This window comes from Brevibacterium picturae (genome assembly GCF_900105045.1).
GTDB lineage: Bacteria > Actinomycetota > Actinomycetes > Actinomycetales > Brevibacteriaceae > Brevibacterium > Brevibacterium picturae.
The window spans coordinates 93,389-111,136 of sequence record NZ_LT629739.1 but is presented as its reverse complement, the minus strand read 5'-3'; the positions used below and the strand labels follow the sequence as shown (position 1 = coordinate 111,136).

The following is a 17,748-nucleotide window of genomic DNA, read 5'->3' as shown; positions in this document are numbered from 1 at the left end:
TGTCAGCTCGCACGCGTCCTGCGTCAGGGCCCTGAGTTATCGTGGAGGCTATGAAGCCACTGCCACCCGTGAAACCGATCAGTCTGGCCCGCCATGGAATCGATCGTGACCATCTCTCTCGCGGAAAGGACGGTGACTTACACGAACTGTGGGCCAGCGGAGCGAGGCCCGTGTTCGAACACCGTGGGTCACTCCTCGTCGCAGCGGGTGGTCTGTTCATCAGTGATGTCGACATGGTGCCGGATGAGCAGACGGAGATCTACCTCGGCCGAGACGCCGAAGGTACACGGTACATCGGGGTCTCCCTCGACGATGTCGGCCGTAGTGAGATCGACACTTCGCTGGCGACGTCGCGGGCACGCGACGCCACCGATCTGCTGACGGCACCGGGGGAGGGAATCGACAGCGCCGAGCCTGTGTGGCTGCCGCTGCGTCAGCTGGCAGAGTCCCTCGACGACGTGCAGGTGTCCCTGGCGTGCGAGATCGTGGGCCTCGGCAATTGGCACAGAGCCCACCAGTTCTCGCCCCGTACCGGGAATCCGACCCAGACCAATCTCGGCGGTTGGGTGAGAACGGACCCCGACAACGGCAGCGAGCACTTCCCGCGGACAGACCCGGCCGTCATCGTCCTCATCATCAACACCGACGAGGACGGGATCGAGAGGGTGCTGCTGGGCAACAACGCCGCGTGGGAGTCGGACCGATTCTCCCTGCTGGCCGGATTCGTCGAACCCGGTGAAACCTTGGAGCACGCAGTCATTCGAGAGGTCTTCGAAGAGGCCCATGTCGAAGTCGCGAATCCGCAGTACCTCGGGTCCCAACCCTGGCCTTTCCCGTGCTCCCTCATGCTCGGTTTCTCAGCTGAGGCGCCAAGCCTCGAATTCGCCGCCGACGAGGCGGAGATCGCCACCTTGACTTGGTTCACTCGTGAGGAGCTGCGAGCGGCCATCGAACGTGGCACGGTGCGGGCCCCCGGGGTAGTGTCGATCGCCGGACAGCTTCTCTACAGCTGGTTGGACAACGTTTGAGCGCTCAGGCTGCGGCACTGCTCGATGCTCTCGACGAGGAGCAGAAGGAAGTCGCCACCCAATTCTCCACACCGGTCATCGTCCTGGCCGGAGCCGGGACGGGCAAGACCCGTGCGATGACCCATCGCATCGCCTACGGGATCGCCACCGAGGTGTTCCCTCCCAATCACGTTCTGGCTCTGACCTTCACGGCCAAGGCCGCCGGGGAGATGCGGTCACGCCTGCGCGACCTCGGAGTCCCGGCCGTCCAGGCCCGAACGTTTCACTCCGCGGCGCTTCGCCAGCTGCGCTTCTTCTGGGACCGGTTTGCACAGGGAGACTTCCCTCGGATCGTTGACAACAAGGCTGGGATCCTCGGCTCGGTGCTCCAGAGCTTGGGGATCGAGACCAGCCGGGAGCTGAATCGAGACGTGGCCTCCGAACTCGAATTCGCTGCCGCGTCCCTTCTGGGCGTCGACGACTATGCCACCCAAGCCGTCGCCCGCGATCTTCCCGGACAACTGGGCGTCGAGGACATGGTGCGCATCTTCGAGGCGTACAGCGAAGCGAAGACACGCGGCCGGCTCATGGACTTCGAGGATGTTCTGCTCGTTCTCGACGGCGTGCTTGCAGAGTATCCGGCCATCGCGGCAGAGATCCGCGATCAGTATCGGCACTTCGTCGTCGACGAATTTCAGGACGTTTCGCCTCTTCAGTACGACGTCCTCTCGCGCTGGCTGGGGCCACGGGACAATCTCTGCGTCGTCGGTGACCCGGCCCAGACGATCTATTCCTTTGCGGGAGCCGACTCCTCACTGCTGAGGACACTGGACGCTTCGCTGCCGACGTCGACGACGATACAGTTGGTCCGCAACTATCGGTCGTCGAAGGCAATCGTGTCGACAGCGAACAATCTGCTGCGACACACTTCTCGCGCGGCGCTGACCCTGCGTACCGACAACCCTGCTGGCCAACAGCCGGCCATGACCGAGTATCCGACTGATGATGCTGAGGCCGCCGGTGTCGTCAAGGCCATCTCTGCCGAGGTTCATGCCGGCCGCCGCCCTCGGAACATTGCGGTTCTGTTTCGCACGAACGGACAGAGTCCCGCTTACGAGCAGGCTCTTGCCGCAGCCGGCATCCCCTACGTTCTGCGTGGCGGAGAGAGGTACTTCGCGCGCAAGGAGGTCAAAGAGGCCGTCCTCATGCTCAAGGCGGCCCGTGCCACTTCGAGCGGCAGACCCCTGCCGGAAGTCGTCGCCGAGGTGCTGGTCTCTCTGGGGTACTCGAGCAAGCCACCTGCTGCCGGGGCGAGCCGCCAGAAATGGGAATCTCTGAAGGCACTGGTCGACCTGGCTGAGAGCCACCAGTCCGGATCCGAACTGCCGGTGCCCCTTGAAACGTTCCTCGCTGATCTAAGCGAGCGAGCCGAGCATCAATTCGCTCCAGACATCGAAGGTGTCACCCTCGCCTCATTCCACGCGGCCAAAGGCCTCGAATGGGACAGTGTGCACCTGGTTGGGCTCAGCGAGGGACTGCTGCCCATCAGCTACGCCCAGACGCCACGAGCAGTCGCTGAGGAGCGGCGCCTGTTCTATGTGGCGCTGACCCGTGCCGGCAGTGACCTCAGCTTGACTTGGTCTCTGTCACGCCATGATTCCAAACAGCGACCACGCAAACCCTCCCGGTTCCTCAGCGAACTCGGACGCGTCGATCAAACGGTGGGTCAGGGCCGTCGGACTGCGACCTCGGTGACGTTGAATCGCTGCAGATCGTGCGGCAAGGTGCTCGTGTCCCAGGTCGACCGGGCTCTGTCCCGGTGTGCGGACTGTCCTGCTGACATCGACGTTGAACTCCTCGACAGGCTGCGACGCTGGCGAGCCCGTGTCGGCTTGGAACAGGGCCTTCCGCCCTATCTCGTTCTCACCGACACATCGATTTCGGCGATCGCCGAGATCAGGCCGCAGGACATGAGCTCACTGGCGAAGATTCCAGGGGTCGGCGCGACCAAACTCGAACTCTATGGGTCGGGGCTATTGAGCCTGCTCATCGATTAGGTCGAAGTGCGGGACCGGAACGCGGCACTGGCAGCGGGGATGAAACGCCGGTGCAGCATCTGTTCCGATGCCTGTGGCCAGTGAGACGTTCCGGCGCACCGGGTCGGCGTCGGGACTCAGCAGAGATCGTCTGAGGATCTGAACGACATTGATTGCTCCGAGCGCCCGTGACAACGGATCGCTGAGGTTCTCGCGGTCCGGAAGGGCTCGGATGTGAGAGTACTGGTCGAACCACGAATCATCTGCGTCCTTCTTCACCAGGCAGGCGCAGACAGCACAGGGTGTCGTCCCGGGACGGATGAGACCGGTGACCTCGAGGGAGTATTCCCCGATGACGACCTGGCAGTGGGGCACCTCGCGATCCGTGAGCCAGGTGGCGGTATGAAGATCAGGGACGAGGTAGGAAGTCGTGATCACGAGAGGTGAGGACAGCAGATCGAGGTCCTCGACGCGATGCTCGTTCGCGATGGCGAAACCCGAAGCTGAGAGATACTGTTCGGTGACTGCTCGCAGCGGCCCCACGACCATGATCCGTGAGTCACCGAGGAGCTTCGATACGCGGTCGGGGGAGAGGGCGAAGATCTGCGCGCTTGCCAACAGAGGGGAACTCTTCGTCACTGTTGCGGCGTCGGAATCGTCGGGGACGATGACCCCCGCCTCGTCGAGCAATGTGATCAGCGAACTCGCCCGGCCCAGATCGGCACCGAGATCCTGCGCCCGAGAATAGTACTGCGCCGAACCGACGCCCATTCGCAATTCGTCGACGAGAGCGACGTCTGCTGGCAGGAGCCCGTCGATGAGGACGGGATCATCGACGCCGAACTGCACACACGATGATGACCGCCATGTGATCGGCACACTGGGAAAAATCCGGAACATGTCTCCACCTCGCCTCGAACGCCTCGGACTTCCACAGTAGTGAAGGTGGAGGACATCCGCCATGGGCGAGATGAAACTGTGGAAAACCCTGTGGAAAACAGTCGAGGGCAGGCCGGAAAATGCATCCCGACGTGCCCTCAACCGCTATGTGCCCCCAGGCGCTCGCGGAGACTCGTGCAGCTTCCCCTTCCGCACGCATCACCGGGTTTTCCGGGGTCAATCATAGAACTTATTCTGCATTTGCCGCCCCGTCAATGTCGGTTCATCCACATACCGGTCAACAGTGTGTGGATAACCTGTGGATATGTCGCGATGAATTGTGGAGAAAAGGTTCCTTGAGGGATTGTGTGAGGGGCAATGAAGAGAATGAAAGCGTAGGTCACTTCCGCTACCGGCGGTCACTGGCGGTGACTCGACCTGTGGACAGTCCGAAATGCGGTGTGGAACGACGATGCTCAGGAAACTCACAAGGAGAGACGCATGAATGAATGTCTGCCGAATTTCCTATGATGGGCCTGTGGCAACTCAACAGCGATGGACCGAAGAGGACGTACTGCGGGCGATCACCCGTGGAGAAATCGAAGTGCGCCGCTCCGCACGTCGGAAGAAGACCATTTCGGTCTCGAAGGAAGTGGATACATACGTACTCAGCACACCTGTGAGATACAGCGTGGAGACCAACATCCGGTCGCTGACAGATCTATTCAACCGCCTCGCTGCCAGGGACCATTCCTCGGCCGCTGATCTCGTCGATCTGGCACATGAGATGAGCCGGCTCTATTTCGATGGACGCCTACGCCCGCAGTCGATCAGGTGGGTGACGAATCAGAACATCAGTCGCTGGGCATCGACGACGACCTCGTCAGGAGACATCAGAGTCTCCCACCGCCTGCAGACGGTGCCTCGCTGGGTGTTGGAGACAGTGATCGTCCATGAACTCGCTCATCTGCAGATCGGCCCGCATTCCAAAGAGTTCCACGAGTTGGCGGACAGGCACCCCAGACAAGCCGATGCGAAAATCTACCTTGAAGGCTTCAGCGCGGGGGAGCAGTTCAACCGCGGCGGCGGTCGCTGACTCGCCAGGATCCCACACCTGCCCGGTAAAGCTGCGGCAGCCGCACGACCAGATCCGGCATCAGAGACGCCGGCAGGTCTGTGAGTGGGAACCATCTCACCGCCAGAGACTCGTCCGAGACGACGGGAACCTGGTCCACGGATGCGATTGCGGCGAAGACCACGTCGAAGTGACGTCGGCACGCCCCGAACGAGGCCGAGAGATCGTGCACATGGAGATCGATCGGGACGGGGGAGAACCAGGTCAGGTGGCTCAGCCCGCTCTCCTCCATGGCCTCCCTGCGCGCCGCAGAGCACAGGCTGTCATCCTCGGGCTCGAGATGCCCGCCGAACTGACCCCAGAGACCGGCCTTGCGGTGATGGTTGAGGAGCACGGACTCCGTGTCGGGGTCGAAGATCAGGCAACTGGCAGTGACGTGCTCAGCGCCCGACTCGCGCCGCAACGCGTCGTCGCCGGCTGTGGAGAACAAGTCCTCGAAGTCGAGCGCGAAATCAGTCGCGGCCGAGGTGGCGCCGACTTCGGAGCGGGCAGTATCGAGACGAATCATTCAGCTCTCACTGCGGCCACCGGTCTCACCAGTGTCGTCAGTCCCATCGTCGGAATCGGATTCGACATCTTCCTGCGGCCCTGAATCGTCGCTGGTTTCCGTGCCTTCGATACCCTCGGCGAGAATGCGGCTCAAGGCCTCGTCAAGAGTCGATTCGCTGGTCCATTCGGCATGCCGACGCTCGGAGTAGCCCAAGGGGTCGTCGAGGTCCTCCGTCGTCGGCAGGAGGTCGGGATGGGAGAACACCTTGTCCCTTGCCTCTGTGCCTCCTTGGGTTTCGAGGTACCCGAATAGTGCTGCAGCGTCACGCAGGCGGCGAGGATTGAATTCCAGGCCGACGAGCGTCGAGAATGTCTTCTCGGCCGGACCCGCGGTAGCTCGGCGGCGTCGCAGCGCCTCACGGATCTGATCGCGTCCAGGCAGATGCGCACATGCGGAATAGACGACGACGTCGACCCAACCGGCGATGACGGCAAGGAGGTTCTCCAGCGTCGTCAGTGCCTTCTTCTGGTCTTCGGTGGTCGGAGGATTGAACAGACCCTGGCGAATGTTGTCGCTGAGGTCGGAGATATTGGACGGATCGATCTGCGAGGCCATGTCTTCGATCTGGGAGGTGTCGACCTTGAGGCCCTGCGCATAGCGAGTCAGCGCTGTTTCGACCTGCGCGCTCAGCCAGGGAGCGCGCTCGAACAGCGCCAGGTGGGCAAGCTCCTGGGCGGCGAGGTAGATCCGGACTTCCGATGCATCGACGTCGATCTCAGAGGCGAACTTCTCCACATTGGTCTCGACGAGCACTGCGGTGTCCTGCGGCAGAAGGGGCAGACCCACCTCAGTGCCGGTGAGCACGCTCTCCGACAGCGCACCCACGGCCTGTCCGATCTGCATTGCGAACATCGAGTCGCTCATCGAACCGAACATCGATGAGGCTCCGGCGAGAATTCCCTTCATCTCTGCCGGCACCTGAGTCTCGAGAGTCTCTGTCAGGGCAGAGGACATGTTCTCCTTGATCGGGAGGACGAATTTCTGCCAACCGGGCATGGTCTCGCTGACCCATTCTGCACGGGTGAGCGTGCGCGCCGATCGGCTGGCTCCGGAGAACTCGGTCGCCTCGGCGAGCCACAGCTCTGCAAGCCGGAAAGCGTCGGTGGTCGCCTTCACCGATTCTTCGCCCACTGCGGGGTCAGGTGTCGGAACCGCCTTCTGAGCGATCGACGTCGCCTGAGCTTGGGAATCGGCACCCTGACTGAAGAGGCCCTGCATCTGATTCATGATGGTCGACATCATCGCCGGATCGATCTGGAAGCCCTGCGGACCGGTATTGCCGTCCTTGTCCTCGCCCTGACCGGCGCCGGGACCATTCGCTCCGAAGAGCATTCCGAAGATCTGTTCGAACGGATTCTGCTCATTGTTGTTGTCATCGCTCATTTTCTCAAAGCCCCCAAGAATCGGTTTGTCTTATACGTTAACGGTTCTGTATGTGGGAAGCTTCCCAATTCCGGGAGGTTTCGGATGATGTTCGCACCGGGCGAAAGGAGTCTGTGAAACTCGCGGTCAGGTTTCAACTAGACTGGTCGGGCGGTGCAGCGAAAGGACAACATGACAGCGAATGCCCCTCGGGCCGTGCCGGTGCCCGCAACACCGACGCGTGGCGACACTCGACGACGCGCTCCACGTCTGACCACGACTTCAGGGGTCATGACCTACCTCCTCATCGCTCTTGCCGTTTTGCTGCCGGTGCCCTACATGCTGCAGCTGCCCGGACCGGTGTTCAATACGCTCGGTGACTATCAGGGCAAGCCCATGGTCGATGTCTCCGGTGCCAAGACCTATCCGACCGATGGGCGCATCGACATGCTCACAGTCGCCGTCAGCGGAGGCCCGGGGCGTGACACCTACGCGTCACAGGCGCTGGGCACTCTGCTGAATGGCAAGGAGACGGTCATCCCCACCGAGGCGTACTACCCTCTTGATACGACGCGGGAGGACGTGGCCGCGTCCAATGCGGTGGAGATGTCTTCCAGCCAGGATGTGGCCGTGGCCGCGGCGATGGGCCAACTCGACAAACCCTACAAAGTGCATCTCCTCGTCAACGAGGTGGTGCCCGACTCACCCGCCGAGGGGCAACTGCGCAAAGGTGACCGGATCATCTCGGTGAACGGGAAGAAGCTGGACTCTGACCCGGAGGCAGCGACGGTCATGAGCGAGACAGTGCAGTCCTCCGACTCGGTCGACATCGTCGTCGAACGCGGTGGCGAAGACGTCGATGTTGCGATGAAGCCCGCGACGATCGACGGACGCAATGCCATCGGCATCAGCATGAAGCAGGACTTCGAGTTCCCCGTCGACGTGGCATTCAACGTCGAAGGCATCGGCGGACCCTCCGCCGGCACCATGTTCGCACTGGCCATCATCGACGAACTCACCCCCGGTGCCATGACCGGTGGAAAGCACGTGGCAGGAACCGGCGAGATCGATCCTGCAGGCAAGGTGGGCCCCATCGGCGGGGCCCGACAGAAGGTAGCGGCCTCGACTGCGCAGGGGGCGAAACTCTTCTTATCGCCCGCAGACAACTGTGCAGAGGTCATCGAGGCTGCCGATCAATCCAAGATCACGGTGGCTCGCATCGACACTCTCGATGACGCACAGAACGCCGTGGAGCAATACGCAGCCGGAGACACCTCGGACCTCAAGAAGTGTCCAGCCGGCGGCGCCGACAACAATGAGAAAGGGCAGTAGTGAGCTCTCCGTCCTCACCCACCTCCGCACGAATGCCGGCGAACCGGCCCAGACGTTCGCCCCTGTTGCTCACCCTCGTGTCAGTGGCGATTCTGCTCGTCGCTTTCATCGCTTTCACCCAGGTGTACACCGAAGTCCTGTGGTTCAAGCAGCTCGATGTCGCGCAGGTGTTCCGCACCATGTGGTTCGCCCGCGGACTGACGTTCCTGGCCGGATTCGTGGTCATGGCGGTCCCGGTGTGGCTGAGTCTGCACTTGGCCTTCCGGAATCGTCCGGTGTACGCGCCGACGACTCCGCGCCAGGAGAACCTCGATCGGTACCGAGAAGCCATCGAACCGCTGCGCAAGGTCGCGACCTTCGCGATCCCAGCGGTCGTCGGCGCACTCAGCGGAATCACCGCCTCGGCGCAGTGGGACACCGTTCTCCAATGGATCAACTCCACGTCCTTCGGCTCGCAGGACCCCCAGTTCGGGATGGACAAGTCGTTCTTCGTCTTCGTCCTTCCCGGTCTGCGGCTTATCGGTGACCAGGTGGGGATGGCGATTCTGCTGTCGCTCATTGCCGCGCTCGTCGCACACTATCTCTTCGGCGGCATCCGTCCGGGGGAGCAGAAGGGCGTCATCCTCACGAAGACCGCCCAATGGCAGCTGGGAATCACCGTCGGCGTTCTTATCCTCGTGCAGGCCGGCCGCTTGTGGCTGGCTCGGTACGACCGGATGACGTCGACCGGCGGCATCGTCCCCGGTGTGACCTACACGGATGACAGGGCGGCCCTCCCTGCCATGGCCATCGTTGCGATCGCAGCGGTGCTTGTCGCACTGCTGTTCGTCTACACGGCGTGGAAGGGCAATTGGCGAATCTCGCTCATCGCAACCGCCACTCTCATCGTCCTCGGTGGAGTTTCGATCATCGCCTATCCCGCGATGGTCCAGCAGTTCCAGGTCAACCCGTCCCAGCAGAGCCTGGAATCCGAATACATCCAGCACAACATCGATGCCACACGTGAGGCCTTCGACTTCGAGGACATCGAGGTGACTCCCTATGAGCCCAGTACGACTGGCGAGAAGGGTGCTCTGCGCGCGGACGCGGAAACCGCTGCGTCGATTCGTCTGCTCGACCCGAACCTGGTCTCGGACACGTTCCGTCAGCTCCAGCAGGTCAGGCCCTACTACTCGTTCCCGCAGAAGCTCGACGTCGATCGCTACAACATCGACGGTGAGATGCGCGACACCGTGATAGCGGTTCGCGAACTCGCCCCGAGCTCGGTCAACAACCAGAGCTGGTACAACCGCGCCATCGTCTACACCCACGGCTTCGGCGTCGTGGCTGCCAATGGCAATACGCGCAATCCCGACGGCGAACCGACATTCATGGAATCCGACATTCCTCCCAAGGGGGAATTCCCGGACTACCAGCCACGGGTGTACTTCGGGGAGAACTCACCGAACTACTCCATCGTCGGCGGTGAAGAGGGAGCCGAGCCCCGGGAGCTTGACTATCCTTCCGATGAGGAGGGCGCCTCGGGACAGGTCAACAACACCTTCTCCGGTGACGGCGGACCCTCTGTGGGCAATCTGTTCAACCGACTGGCCTACGCTCTGAAGTTCCAGGACGAGCAGATCCTGCTCTCCGACGCAGTCAATGAGGAGTCGCAGATCCTGTACGAACGCCACCCCCGTGAGCGAGTGCAGAAGATGGCGCCATTCCTCAAGATCGACGGCGACCCGTACCCTGCTGTCGTCGATGGCAAGATCAAGTGGATTCTCGACGGTTACACGACTGCCGAGGACTACCCGTATTCGACACCGCAGCAGCTGCAGGCCGCAACCGAGGACTCCACGACGGAGACCGCTGCAGGCAATGTTGCGACACTTCCGGACGAAGAGGTCAACTACATCCGGAACTCGGTGAAGATCACCGTCGACGCCTTCAGCGGGAACGTTGAGATGTACCAGTGGGACAAGGAGGATCCCGTCCTCAACACATGGATGAAGATCTTCCCGGATCTGATCCAGCCTGCTTCCGAGATGTCGGGTGATCTGATGAGCCACGTGCGCTACCCGGAGGACATGTTCAAGGTTCAGCGTGATCTGCTGACCCAGTACCATGTGACCACTGCCAGCGAGTTCTACACCGGCCAGGACTTCTGGACGTTGCCGACCGATCCGACGAAGGAAGCATCGAGCGGACTGACTCAGCCTCCGTTCTACATGACCCTGCAGATGCCGGGACAGCAGTCCCCGTCATTCTCGTTGACGAGTTCCTATATCCCGGCACGCTCGTCTGAGGGGCAGGCGCGGAACAACCTGACAGGCTTCCTGTCCGCGGATGCTGACGCCGGCGACACCAAGGGAGAGGTGGCAGACGGCTACGGCAAGCTCCGGCTGCTCCAACTGCCTCGCAACACAACGGTGCCCGGTCCAGGACAGGCGCAGAACAACTTCAATACTGCCCCGGATGTGCAGCGCAGCCTCAACCTGCTGCGCCAGGGTGAGTCCGAAGTCCAGAACGGCAACCTGCTGACACTGCCGGTCGGCGGCGGCCTGCTCTACGTTCAGCCGGTCTATGTGCGGTCGGCAGGAGAGACCTCGTACCCGCTGCTCCAGCACGTGCTGGTGGCGTTCGGCGAAGACATTGGATTCGCTCCGACCCTCGACGAGGCCCTCGACCAGGTCTTCGGTGGCGACTCCGGTGCCCAGGCCGGCGACGCGGGCACTGAGGACAGCGGCTCCGGCGAGTCGGGCGGCACAAGCAGCGGCGGTGATTCCGGCGGCGGTTCAGCCGACCAGAACCTCAACGAGGCGCTGCAGGAAGCCAAGAAAGCGATGGAAGATTCCGACGCAGCCCTCAAGGAGGGTGACTTCGAGAAGTACGGCAAGGCACAGGACCGTCTGAAGAACGCGATTGAGGAAGCGGTGGCAGCCGATCCCTCCCTCGCCGAGGATGGCACGAAGGACGGGGCTTCCGCTCCGGCCAGTGCCCCTGCCGATCAGGGCGGAGGGAACTGACCCCCGTCGCAGTCGAAGCTGAATGAGTCTGGCCCCTGAGATCCGATCGGATCTCAGGGGCCAGACTCATAAGCCGGAGAAAGGGGCGCAGGAACTCGGAAAACTCTGTCGCCTTCTACAGCCCCCTCATCCCTGTGGGCCGAGGCAAGGAGCGTGAATCAGAAGAACCCCCATCCGATGGATAGGGGTTCTGCCACTTTCGTGGCGGGGGGAGGATTTGAACCTCCGACCTCCGGGTTATGAGCCCGGCGAGCTACCGAACTGCTCCACCCCGCGGCGCATTGACGACTATACGTGGAAGTGGACCTCAACGCCAATCGGCTTCAGACAGACGCCGCATCTCGAGCATGGACATAAATAAGGCCCCTGATCAGGATTTCTCCTGATCAGAGGCCTCGACCGTGGCGGGGGCAAGATTTGAACTTGCGACCTCCGGGTTATGAGCCCGGCGAGCTACCGAACTGCTCCACCCCGCGGCGTGGTCTCAACATTACACGAGCGTCTTCCTGCAGGCCAAACCGGAGACGAGTGACGTCTGCCACATGTCCACTTGCCGTTCATCTGCCGCCGACGGGCCGATGCCGGTTCCATTCCGGGGGGAGTTGCATGTGGTTGAACGATAAACTAGAGTCATTCTTGTACTTCAAATTTCAATCAAAAGGAGAAATCATGACTGCTCTTCCACAGGGACTCACCGCAGGAATCTGGAACATCGACCCGGTGCACTCCGAGTTCACCTTCACCGCACGCCACGCAGGCGTCTCGAAGGTTCGCGGACACTTCGAGGACATCGCCGGCAGCGTCAACGTCGGTGAGACCCTCGAGGGCAGCTCGGTCACCGCAGAGGCAGACGTCGAGTCGATCACCACGCGCAATCCCCAGCGCGACGGTCACCTCAAGAGCGGTGACTTCTTCGAAGCAGAGAACAACCCGAAGCTGACCTTCACGTCGACCGGCATCAACGCCAACTCCAGCGACGAGTTCGAACTCGTCGGAGACCTCACCATGCGTGGAGTGACGAAGGAAGTTGCCTTCGTCACCGAGTTCAGCGGTGTCGCCACCGATCCCAATGAAAACCAGGTCGCGGGCTTGTCAGCAGCAGCCAATGTCGACCGCAAGGACTTCGGCATGGAGTTCAACGCCGTTCTCGGCGGTGGCGAGCTGCTCGTATCCAACAAGATCAAGATCGAACTCGAGCTCGAACTCGTCAAGGCCTGAACCGTCTGACGTCGCCACAGATCCTCCAGTCGAGACGCCGAGGCTGAGGTGGTCGCAGTGAGCAGAGCAGGGGCGGAACGCAGTCAGTGCGTTCCGCCCCTGCTTTGCTGTGCTCGTGACGGTATGTTCTGTGCTCAGCACAGGGCTGGTGAAGTCAGTATTCACCGCGCAGCGCATCGGGATCTCGCGTCAGCTCGGCCGCGAGATCGCCGAACAACTGTGCACCGCGATCGACATCGGCTGCCGACTTGCAGAACGAGTATCGGATGGAGGACCTGTACGCCTCGTGGGCAGGAGATCCGGACCGGCACAGTGCGGGTACGGGTATCCCGACTATCGAGTGCCGTCGCGCCAACAGGTCGTTGAGTTCGAACGCGTCGAGATCGGTCAGAGCGGAGAAGTCGACGACGGTGAAATAGCCGGCAGCAGGCGTCGACGTGACGACACCCGGTACGTCACGACAGGCTGGCACAAGGACGTCTGCGCGCTGCCGCAGCGATGTCCGATTGTCTGTCACGAAGCTCGAGTCGCCGGACAGCGTGCGCGCCAGCCCTATCTGCAGCGGACCGCTTGCGGTGTAGGTGAGGAACTGCTTGACGGCCTGGATGGCCTCCCTGACCTCGGGCTCCGCGATCACCCACCCGATCTTCCACCCAGTCGTATTCCACGACTTCCCGGCCGAGGAGACGGTGACGACCCTCGTGCTGTCGTCCATGGCCACCGCCGGTGCCACATGCGGCGTGCCGTCGAGGACCAATTGCTCATACACTTCGTCGGTGAGGACCCAAGCATCTGCGGCGACAGCGGCATCGCCGATGCGAGACAGATCCTCGGCATCGAACACGAAGCCTGTCGGGTTGTGAGGCGTGTTGATGAGAATGATCGAGGGGACGCTCTCGGCGGCCGTCACAGCGTCATCGAAGCGGGCCCAATCGGGTGCGAACCCTCCCTCGGGGGTCGGCAGGATCGGCACGGTGACCAGGGATCCTCCTGCAGCGGCGATCGCCGCCGGGTAAGAGTCATAGAACGGTTCGAAGGCAAGGACGGTCCCACCACGGGGCAGCAGAGCCAGGATGGCCGCGGTGAGGCCCTCAGTGGCCCCACACGTGTACAGAACGTTCTGCGCAGACACCTCCTGGCCGAAGTCCCGCTGCCGCTGTTGGGCCACCGCCTCGAGCAGAGCTGGAAATCCCTGGCCCGGTGCGTATTGGTTGTAACCCTCGCGCATAGCGTCGGCCGCGGCGTCGATGAGCTCGGCGGGAGCATCGGTTCCCGGGGCTCCCTGTCCCAGATTCACTGCTCCGGTCCGCGTCGCCAATGCCGTCATCTGGCCGTAGATCGTCTCACCGATCGTTCCGTCGGCATTGATCAGACCGGCTGCATCAGCCATCGAATGCCACAGATCGGCACGCATCACATCGGGCATCTGTCTCCCTCTTCTTTTGAGATTCCTCTGCTTCAGTCTGCACTCAGGACTGAGTGTCGGTCCGTGCAATGTTCGGCGCGACTCGCCCCAGCCGATCAAGGGCACGTTCCTGCAGGCGGGAATTGCTGGCGAGTGCATTGCCGCCGAATGGCCCGGGGGCTCCGGCCGTGTTCGTGAACGTCCCACCTGCTTCAAGAACGATCGGAACGAGCGCGCCCATGTCGTAGAGCTCCAGCTCGGGCTCGCACGCGATGTCGACCGCCCCCTCGGCCAGCAGCATGTATGAGTAGAAGTCGCCATAGCCGCGTGTGCGCCACAGAGAATCACAGAGACCGAGGAATTCGTCGAGGATGCCGAGTTCCTTCCATCCGGACAGAGACGCGTAGGACATGGAAGCATCCCCAAGCGAATCGACGTCAGAGACCCGGATCCGTTTGGCCGGCTCTTCCAGCGCCGAGGTGAAGGCGCCGTGCCCGGCCGCGGCCCACCAGCGTCGCCCGAGGGCAGGGGCTGAGACCATGCCGATGATCGGTGTCTGCCCGTCGTACAGGGAGATCAGAGTGGCCCATATGGGGACGCCGCGGACGAAGTTCTTCGTGCCGTCGATCGGGTCGACGATCCACCGCCTCGGCGAGGTCCCGTGGGAACCGAACTCCTCGCCCAGGACACTGTCCTCCGGGCGTTCGCGATTGAGGCGATCCATGATCGCGGACTCCACCGCACGGTCGCATTCGGTGACGGGCGTCAGATCCGGTTTGGTCTCGACGGTGAAGTCCTGTGCCACGAAATGGCGGTAGCTGATGGAGTCGGCGAGGTCGGCGAGTTCGGTCGCCAAGTCGAGATCGTTCATTCCTCCACCTTATCCAGTCGTGGGCAGCAGCCTGCGCAGTGACTCCAAGCGTGAGACTCCACCAGGGCCGGCGTTGCCCGCGGCGACCCAGGCATCGAGCCGACAGCCCGGCGCATCAGCCTGATGAGTGCAGCCACGCGGACAGTCGGCAGTGGCATCGACGAGCTCCGGGAAGGCCGAGATCAGTGTGATGTGATCGACGTGGGCCAGTCCGAAGCTGCGCACCCCGGGAGTGTCGACGAGCCAGCCTCCGCCGTCAAGACGAAGGCAGATCGCAGAGGAGGAGGTGTGCCGACCTCGCCCGGTGACGTCATTGACGTGGCCGGTCGCTCGCTCGGCGCGGGGCACCAGGGCATTCATCAGTGTCGATTTGCCGACACCGGAATGTCCGACCAGGACGCTGACCTTGCCGTGCAGACGGTCGAACACGCTGGCATCGGTGAGTGACCCGTCGGGTCGGAGTCCGGAGCACACGATCTCGACTCCGGTCTCCGAGAATCGTTGGGTGATCTCATCGGACGATTTCAGATCAGTCTTGGTGACGATGAGCAGGGGAGTGATGCCGGCATCGAAGGCCGCTGTCAGGGCCCGATCGATGAGCCCGTAGGAGGGCTCGGGATCCTCGGTTGCGGTGACGATGCCCATGATGTCGACATTGGCGACGATGACCCGCTCCGTCGGGTCCGTGTCATCGGCGCTGCGGCGCAGCACGGTTCGTCGTTTGCTGATCTCGACCAGGCGTGCCAGTGAGCCCTTCCTGCCCGAGGTGTCGCCGACGAGCTTGACGATATCGCCGGGCACCACTGCGTCCTTGCGCAGGTGGGAGGCCCTCACTGCCGTGATGTCGGACGTGGCCGCGCCTGAGCCGGCGCGGCCACGGACACTGCTGGAATCATCGGCGACGACAACCCGATACCGCCCCCTGTCGACGGCCGTGACGAGTCCGTCGATCGCAGAGTCGTGGTTGGGCCTGTTCTTCGTACGCGGCCTTGAACCGCGTTTGCTCGGGCGAGGACGGTAGTCCTCGTCGCGGTAGATCCGTGCCATCTCAGACGCCGCGATTCAGCATGGCTTCCCACAGCTGGGTGAATTCCGGCAGAGTCTTGGCCACGGTGTCAGCATTCTCGATGACCAGTCCGTCGACGTTCAGACCGAGGATGGCTCCGGCCATGACCATGCGGTGATCGTTGTAGGTGTGCCACGTCCCACCGCGCAGCTGCGAGCCGGTGATCGTCAGGGCCGTCGGGTGTTCGTCGACGTCGACGCCGATGGCCCCGAGTTCGCGGCGCAGGGCCGAGAGCCGATCGGTCTCATGCCCGCGGAGATGCCCGATGCCGGTGAGGTTCGACGTGCCGTCGGCCAGGGCCGCCAAGGCAGCCACGACGGGTGTGAGTTCGCCGACGGCGGAGAGGTCGAGCTCGACGGCTCGCAGGACCTCGGGGCCTTGGACGCGCAGACCATTTCGGTCCAGCGTCACGGTGGCGCCGAAGGCTTCGGCGATGGTTCGGAACCCATCGCCGGCCTGCGTCGTATGGGCCGGCCAGTCGAGGACGGTGACGTCGCCGTTGGTGGCCAGGGCGGCAGCGACGAAGGCAGCAGCGTTGGACAGGTCCGGTTCGACGTGGACGTCGAGTCCCCGGGGGAGTCCCGGTTCGACGATCCATCGTTCGGGTTCGGGCTCCGTGACGTCGACTCCCGCATCGGCGAGGACCTCGAGTGTCATATCGACGTGGGCGCGGCTGGGCACGGACTCGCCGCGGTTGACGAGTTCGATTCCCAGGGGCATCACAGGTGCGGTCAGGAGCATGCCCGACACGAATTGACTGGAGGCGCTGGCGTCGATCTCAAGGTGCCCACCACGAAGGTGGGACTGTGCATGGATCGTCATCGGCAGCAGGTTGTTCTCCGCCGTGATGGATGCGCCGAGGCGGGTCAGCGCATCGATGATCACCGACATCGGCCTGACCCTGGCCTGCTCGTCGCCGTCGAGGACGACTTCGCGCCCGGTGGCGGCCGCCAGGGGAGGAACGAAGCGCATGACGGTTCCGGCCAGACCGCAGTCGACGGTGATCGGCGGACCGTCGAGGTGGGCTGAGAAGTCGATGGGAGTGATGCGGAGGCTGTCGTCGACCTCCTCGATGTCGGCCCCGAGGGCTGTGAGCGCTTCGACCATGAGCCGCGTGTCGCGGCTGCGCAGCCAGCCACGGACGAACGACTCGGACTCGGCCAATGCCGCGAGGATGAGATAGCGGTTGGTCAGAGACTTCGAACCGGGAACGCTGACATTCGCGGTGACGACGCCACCGGCGACCGGCGCGAGCCAGTCACCGGTGGCGGGTGCACTGAGATCGGGTGTGTCAGTCAACGCCAAGCGCACTCATCGCCTGTTTGGAGGTGCCTTCGACCGACGACCAGAGATCTTCGGCTGCATGCTGTGTGCGCCACCAGAGACCGGGCTTGCCCGCTGTGTCGACGCTGGCCAGCAGCGCGCCGCCGAGCATCGAGGTCCGGATCAGGGTGCGCTCCGTGCGTTCCCGCTTGTCCTCCTTCGACGTCGCCTTGTCCGCGGCAATGCGTTCGCCGACGGTGTCGAGGAGGTAGGTGCCGACGAGGATCGTCGCACTCACCCGGGGGAATCTGCCGATCGCCAGCAGCGATCCCGCAGCGACCTGAGCCGCTCCGGTGGCACGTGCCAGGGTAGGAGCATCAATGGGCACATCCATACGTTTGCGCGCCATGTTCAGCAGCGGGCCGATCGAGGCGGCCGCAGCTTCCGGTCGGCGCAGACGGTCGACCCCGTTGCTGATGTAACCGGCGGCCAGCATGGGCCGTGCGAGGAATCTGATTGGAGACACTATGGTCCTTCCTACGTGTCGGGCATCTCACTGGCAAGCATAACGGTTGTCCGGGAATAGTGGGGCCTCGCCCCGGTGTTGAATGAGAGA

The 17,748-nt window shown here is 62.9% G+C and carries 14 protein-coding genes and 2 tRNA genes; 6 read left to right on the top strand and 10 right to left on the bottom strand.

Annotated elements, in window-relative coordinates:
• Positions 1-50: 50 nt before the first annotated feature.
• Positions 51-1,028, top strand: a complete 978-nt coding sequence (gene nudC / locus BLT92_RS00510) for an NAD(+) diphosphatase (RefSeq protein WP_092101804.1) — start codon at positions 51-53, stop codon at positions 1,026-1,028.
• Positions 1,025-3,064: an ATP-dependent DNA helicase UvrD2 gene (locus tag BLT92_RS00505; protein WP_092101801.1), complete on the top strand. Its 2,040-nt coding sequence runs from the start codon at positions 1,025-1,027 to the stop codon at positions 3,062-3,064. Before nudC ends, BLT92_RS00505 begins: the two co-directional genes overlap by 4 nt.
• Here the strand turns inward: BLT92_RS00505 and BLT92_RS00500 are convergent.
• Positions 3,041-3,943 carry a hypothetical protein gene (locus BLT92_RS00500; protein WP_092101798.1) on the bottom strand — a complete coding sequence of 301 codons (903 nt, stop codon included), beginning with the start codon at positions 3,941-3,943 and terminating at the stop codon, positions 3,041-3,043. The two genes, BLT92_RS00505 and BLT92_RS00500, sit on opposite strands and share 24 nt — an antisense overlap.
• Positions 3,944-4,460: 517 nt before the next feature.
• On the opposite strand from BLT92_RS00500, the gene BLT92_RS00495 reads away from it, so the two are divergent.
• Positions 4,461-5,018 (top strand): M48 metallopeptidase family protein, encoded by a 558-nt coding sequence (locus BLT92_RS00495; protein WP_092101795.1) that lies wholly within the window; start codon positions 4,461-4,463, stop codon positions 5,016-5,018.
• On the opposite strand, the gene BLT92_RS00490 is transcribed toward BLT92_RS00495, so the two are convergent.
• Both BLT92_RS00490 and BLT92_RS00485 read right to left on the bottom strand, forming a co-directional pair.
• A complete protein-coding gene (locus BLT92_RS00490) occupies positions 4,996-5,565 on the bottom strand; it encodes an NUDIX hydrolase (RefSeq protein ID WP_092101792.1) in 570 nt (189 codons plus the stop codon). The genes BLT92_RS00495 and BLT92_RS00490 overlap by 23 nt on opposite strands.
• Complete coding sequence (locus BLT92_RS00485; RefSeq protein ID WP_092101789.1) at positions 5,566-6,990, bottom strand: zinc-dependent metalloprotease; 1,425 nt, start codon at positions 6,988-6,990, stop codon at positions 5,566-5,568.
• A gap of 171 nt (positions 6,991-7,161) precedes the next feature.
• Here BLT92_RS00485 and BLT92_RS00480 point away from each other — a divergent pair, with 171 nt between their 5' ends.
• Together BLT92_RS00480 and BLT92_RS00475 are read left to right on the top strand one after the other, a co-directional pair.
• Entirely contained in the window at positions 7,162-8,301 is a 1,140-nt protein-coding gene (locus BLT92_RS00480) for a YlbL family protein (RefSeq protein ID WP_092101787.1), read from the top strand.
• Positions 8,301-11,309: a UPF0182 family membrane protein gene (locus tag BLT92_RS00475; protein ID WP_092101784.1), complete on the top strand. Its 3,009-nt coding sequence runs from the start codon at positions 8,301-8,303 to the stop codon at positions 11,307-11,309. The genes BLT92_RS00480 and BLT92_RS00475 overlap by 1 nt, the downstream gene beginning before the upstream one ends.
• A gap of 202 nt (positions 11,310-11,511) precedes the next feature.
• Here BLT92_RS00475 and BLT92_RS00470 read toward each other — a convergent pair.
• A tRNA-Met gene (locus tag BLT92_RS00470) sits at positions 11,512-11,585 on the bottom strand.
• Positions 11,586-11,711: 126 nt separating this feature from the next.
• Positions 11,712-11,785: transfer RNA gene (locus BLT92_RS00465), tRNA-Met, on the bottom strand.
• A gap of 193 nt (positions 11,786-11,978) precedes the next feature.
• Here BLT92_RS00465 and BLT92_RS00460 point away from each other — a divergent pair.
• Positions 11,979-12,527, top strand: coding sequence for a YceI family protein (locus BLT92_RS00460; RefSeq protein ID WP_157691283.1), 549 nt, complete (start codon positions 11,979-11,981; stop codon positions 12,525-12,527).
• Positions 12,528-12,681: 154 nt separating this feature from the next.
• Here BLT92_RS00460 and BLT92_RS00455 read toward each other — a convergent pair whose 3' ends face one another.
• From BLT92_RS00455 to BLT92_RS00435, 5 genes are read right to left on the bottom strand one after another with little or no spacing between them, the layout of a single operon-like run.
• The gene (locus BLT92_RS00455; protein WP_092101778.1) at positions 12,682-13,953 is read right to left on the bottom strand and encodes an aminotransferase class I/II-fold pyridoxal phosphate-dependent enzyme; all 1,272 of its coding nucleotides are present in this window, start codon (positions 13,951-13,953) and stop codon (positions 12,682-12,684) included.
• A gap of 43 nt (positions 13,954-13,996) precedes the next feature.
• A complete protein-coding gene (locus BLT92_RS00450) occupies positions 13,997-14,803 on the bottom strand; it encodes an inositol monophosphatase family protein (protein WP_092101775.1) in 807 nt (268 codons plus the stop codon).
• Between the two features lie 9 nt (positions 14,804-14,812).
• Positions 14,813-15,850 carry a ribosome small subunit-dependent GTPase A gene (rsgA, locus tag BLT92_RS00445; protein ID WP_092101771.1) on the bottom strand — a complete coding sequence of 346 codons (1,038 nt, stop codon included), beginning with the start codon at positions 15,848-15,850 and terminating at the stop codon, positions 14,813-14,815.
• 1 nt (position 15,851) lies between these two features.
• Positions 15,852-17,168: a 3-phosphoshikimate 1-carboxyvinyltransferase gene (aroA, locus tag BLT92_RS00440; RefSeq protein ID WP_092101768.1), complete on the bottom strand. Its 1,317-nt coding sequence runs from the start codon at positions 17,166-17,168 to the stop codon at positions 15,852-15,854.
• The gene (locus BLT92_RS00435) at positions 17,161-17,658 is read right to left on the bottom strand and encodes a DoxX family protein (RefSeq protein ID WP_092101765.1); all 498 of its coding nucleotides are present in this window, start codon (positions 17,656-17,658) and stop codon (positions 17,161-17,163) included. Before BLT92_RS00435 ends, aroA begins: the two co-directional genes overlap by 8 nt.
• Between the last annotated feature and the right edge of the window lie 90 nt (positions 17,659-17,748).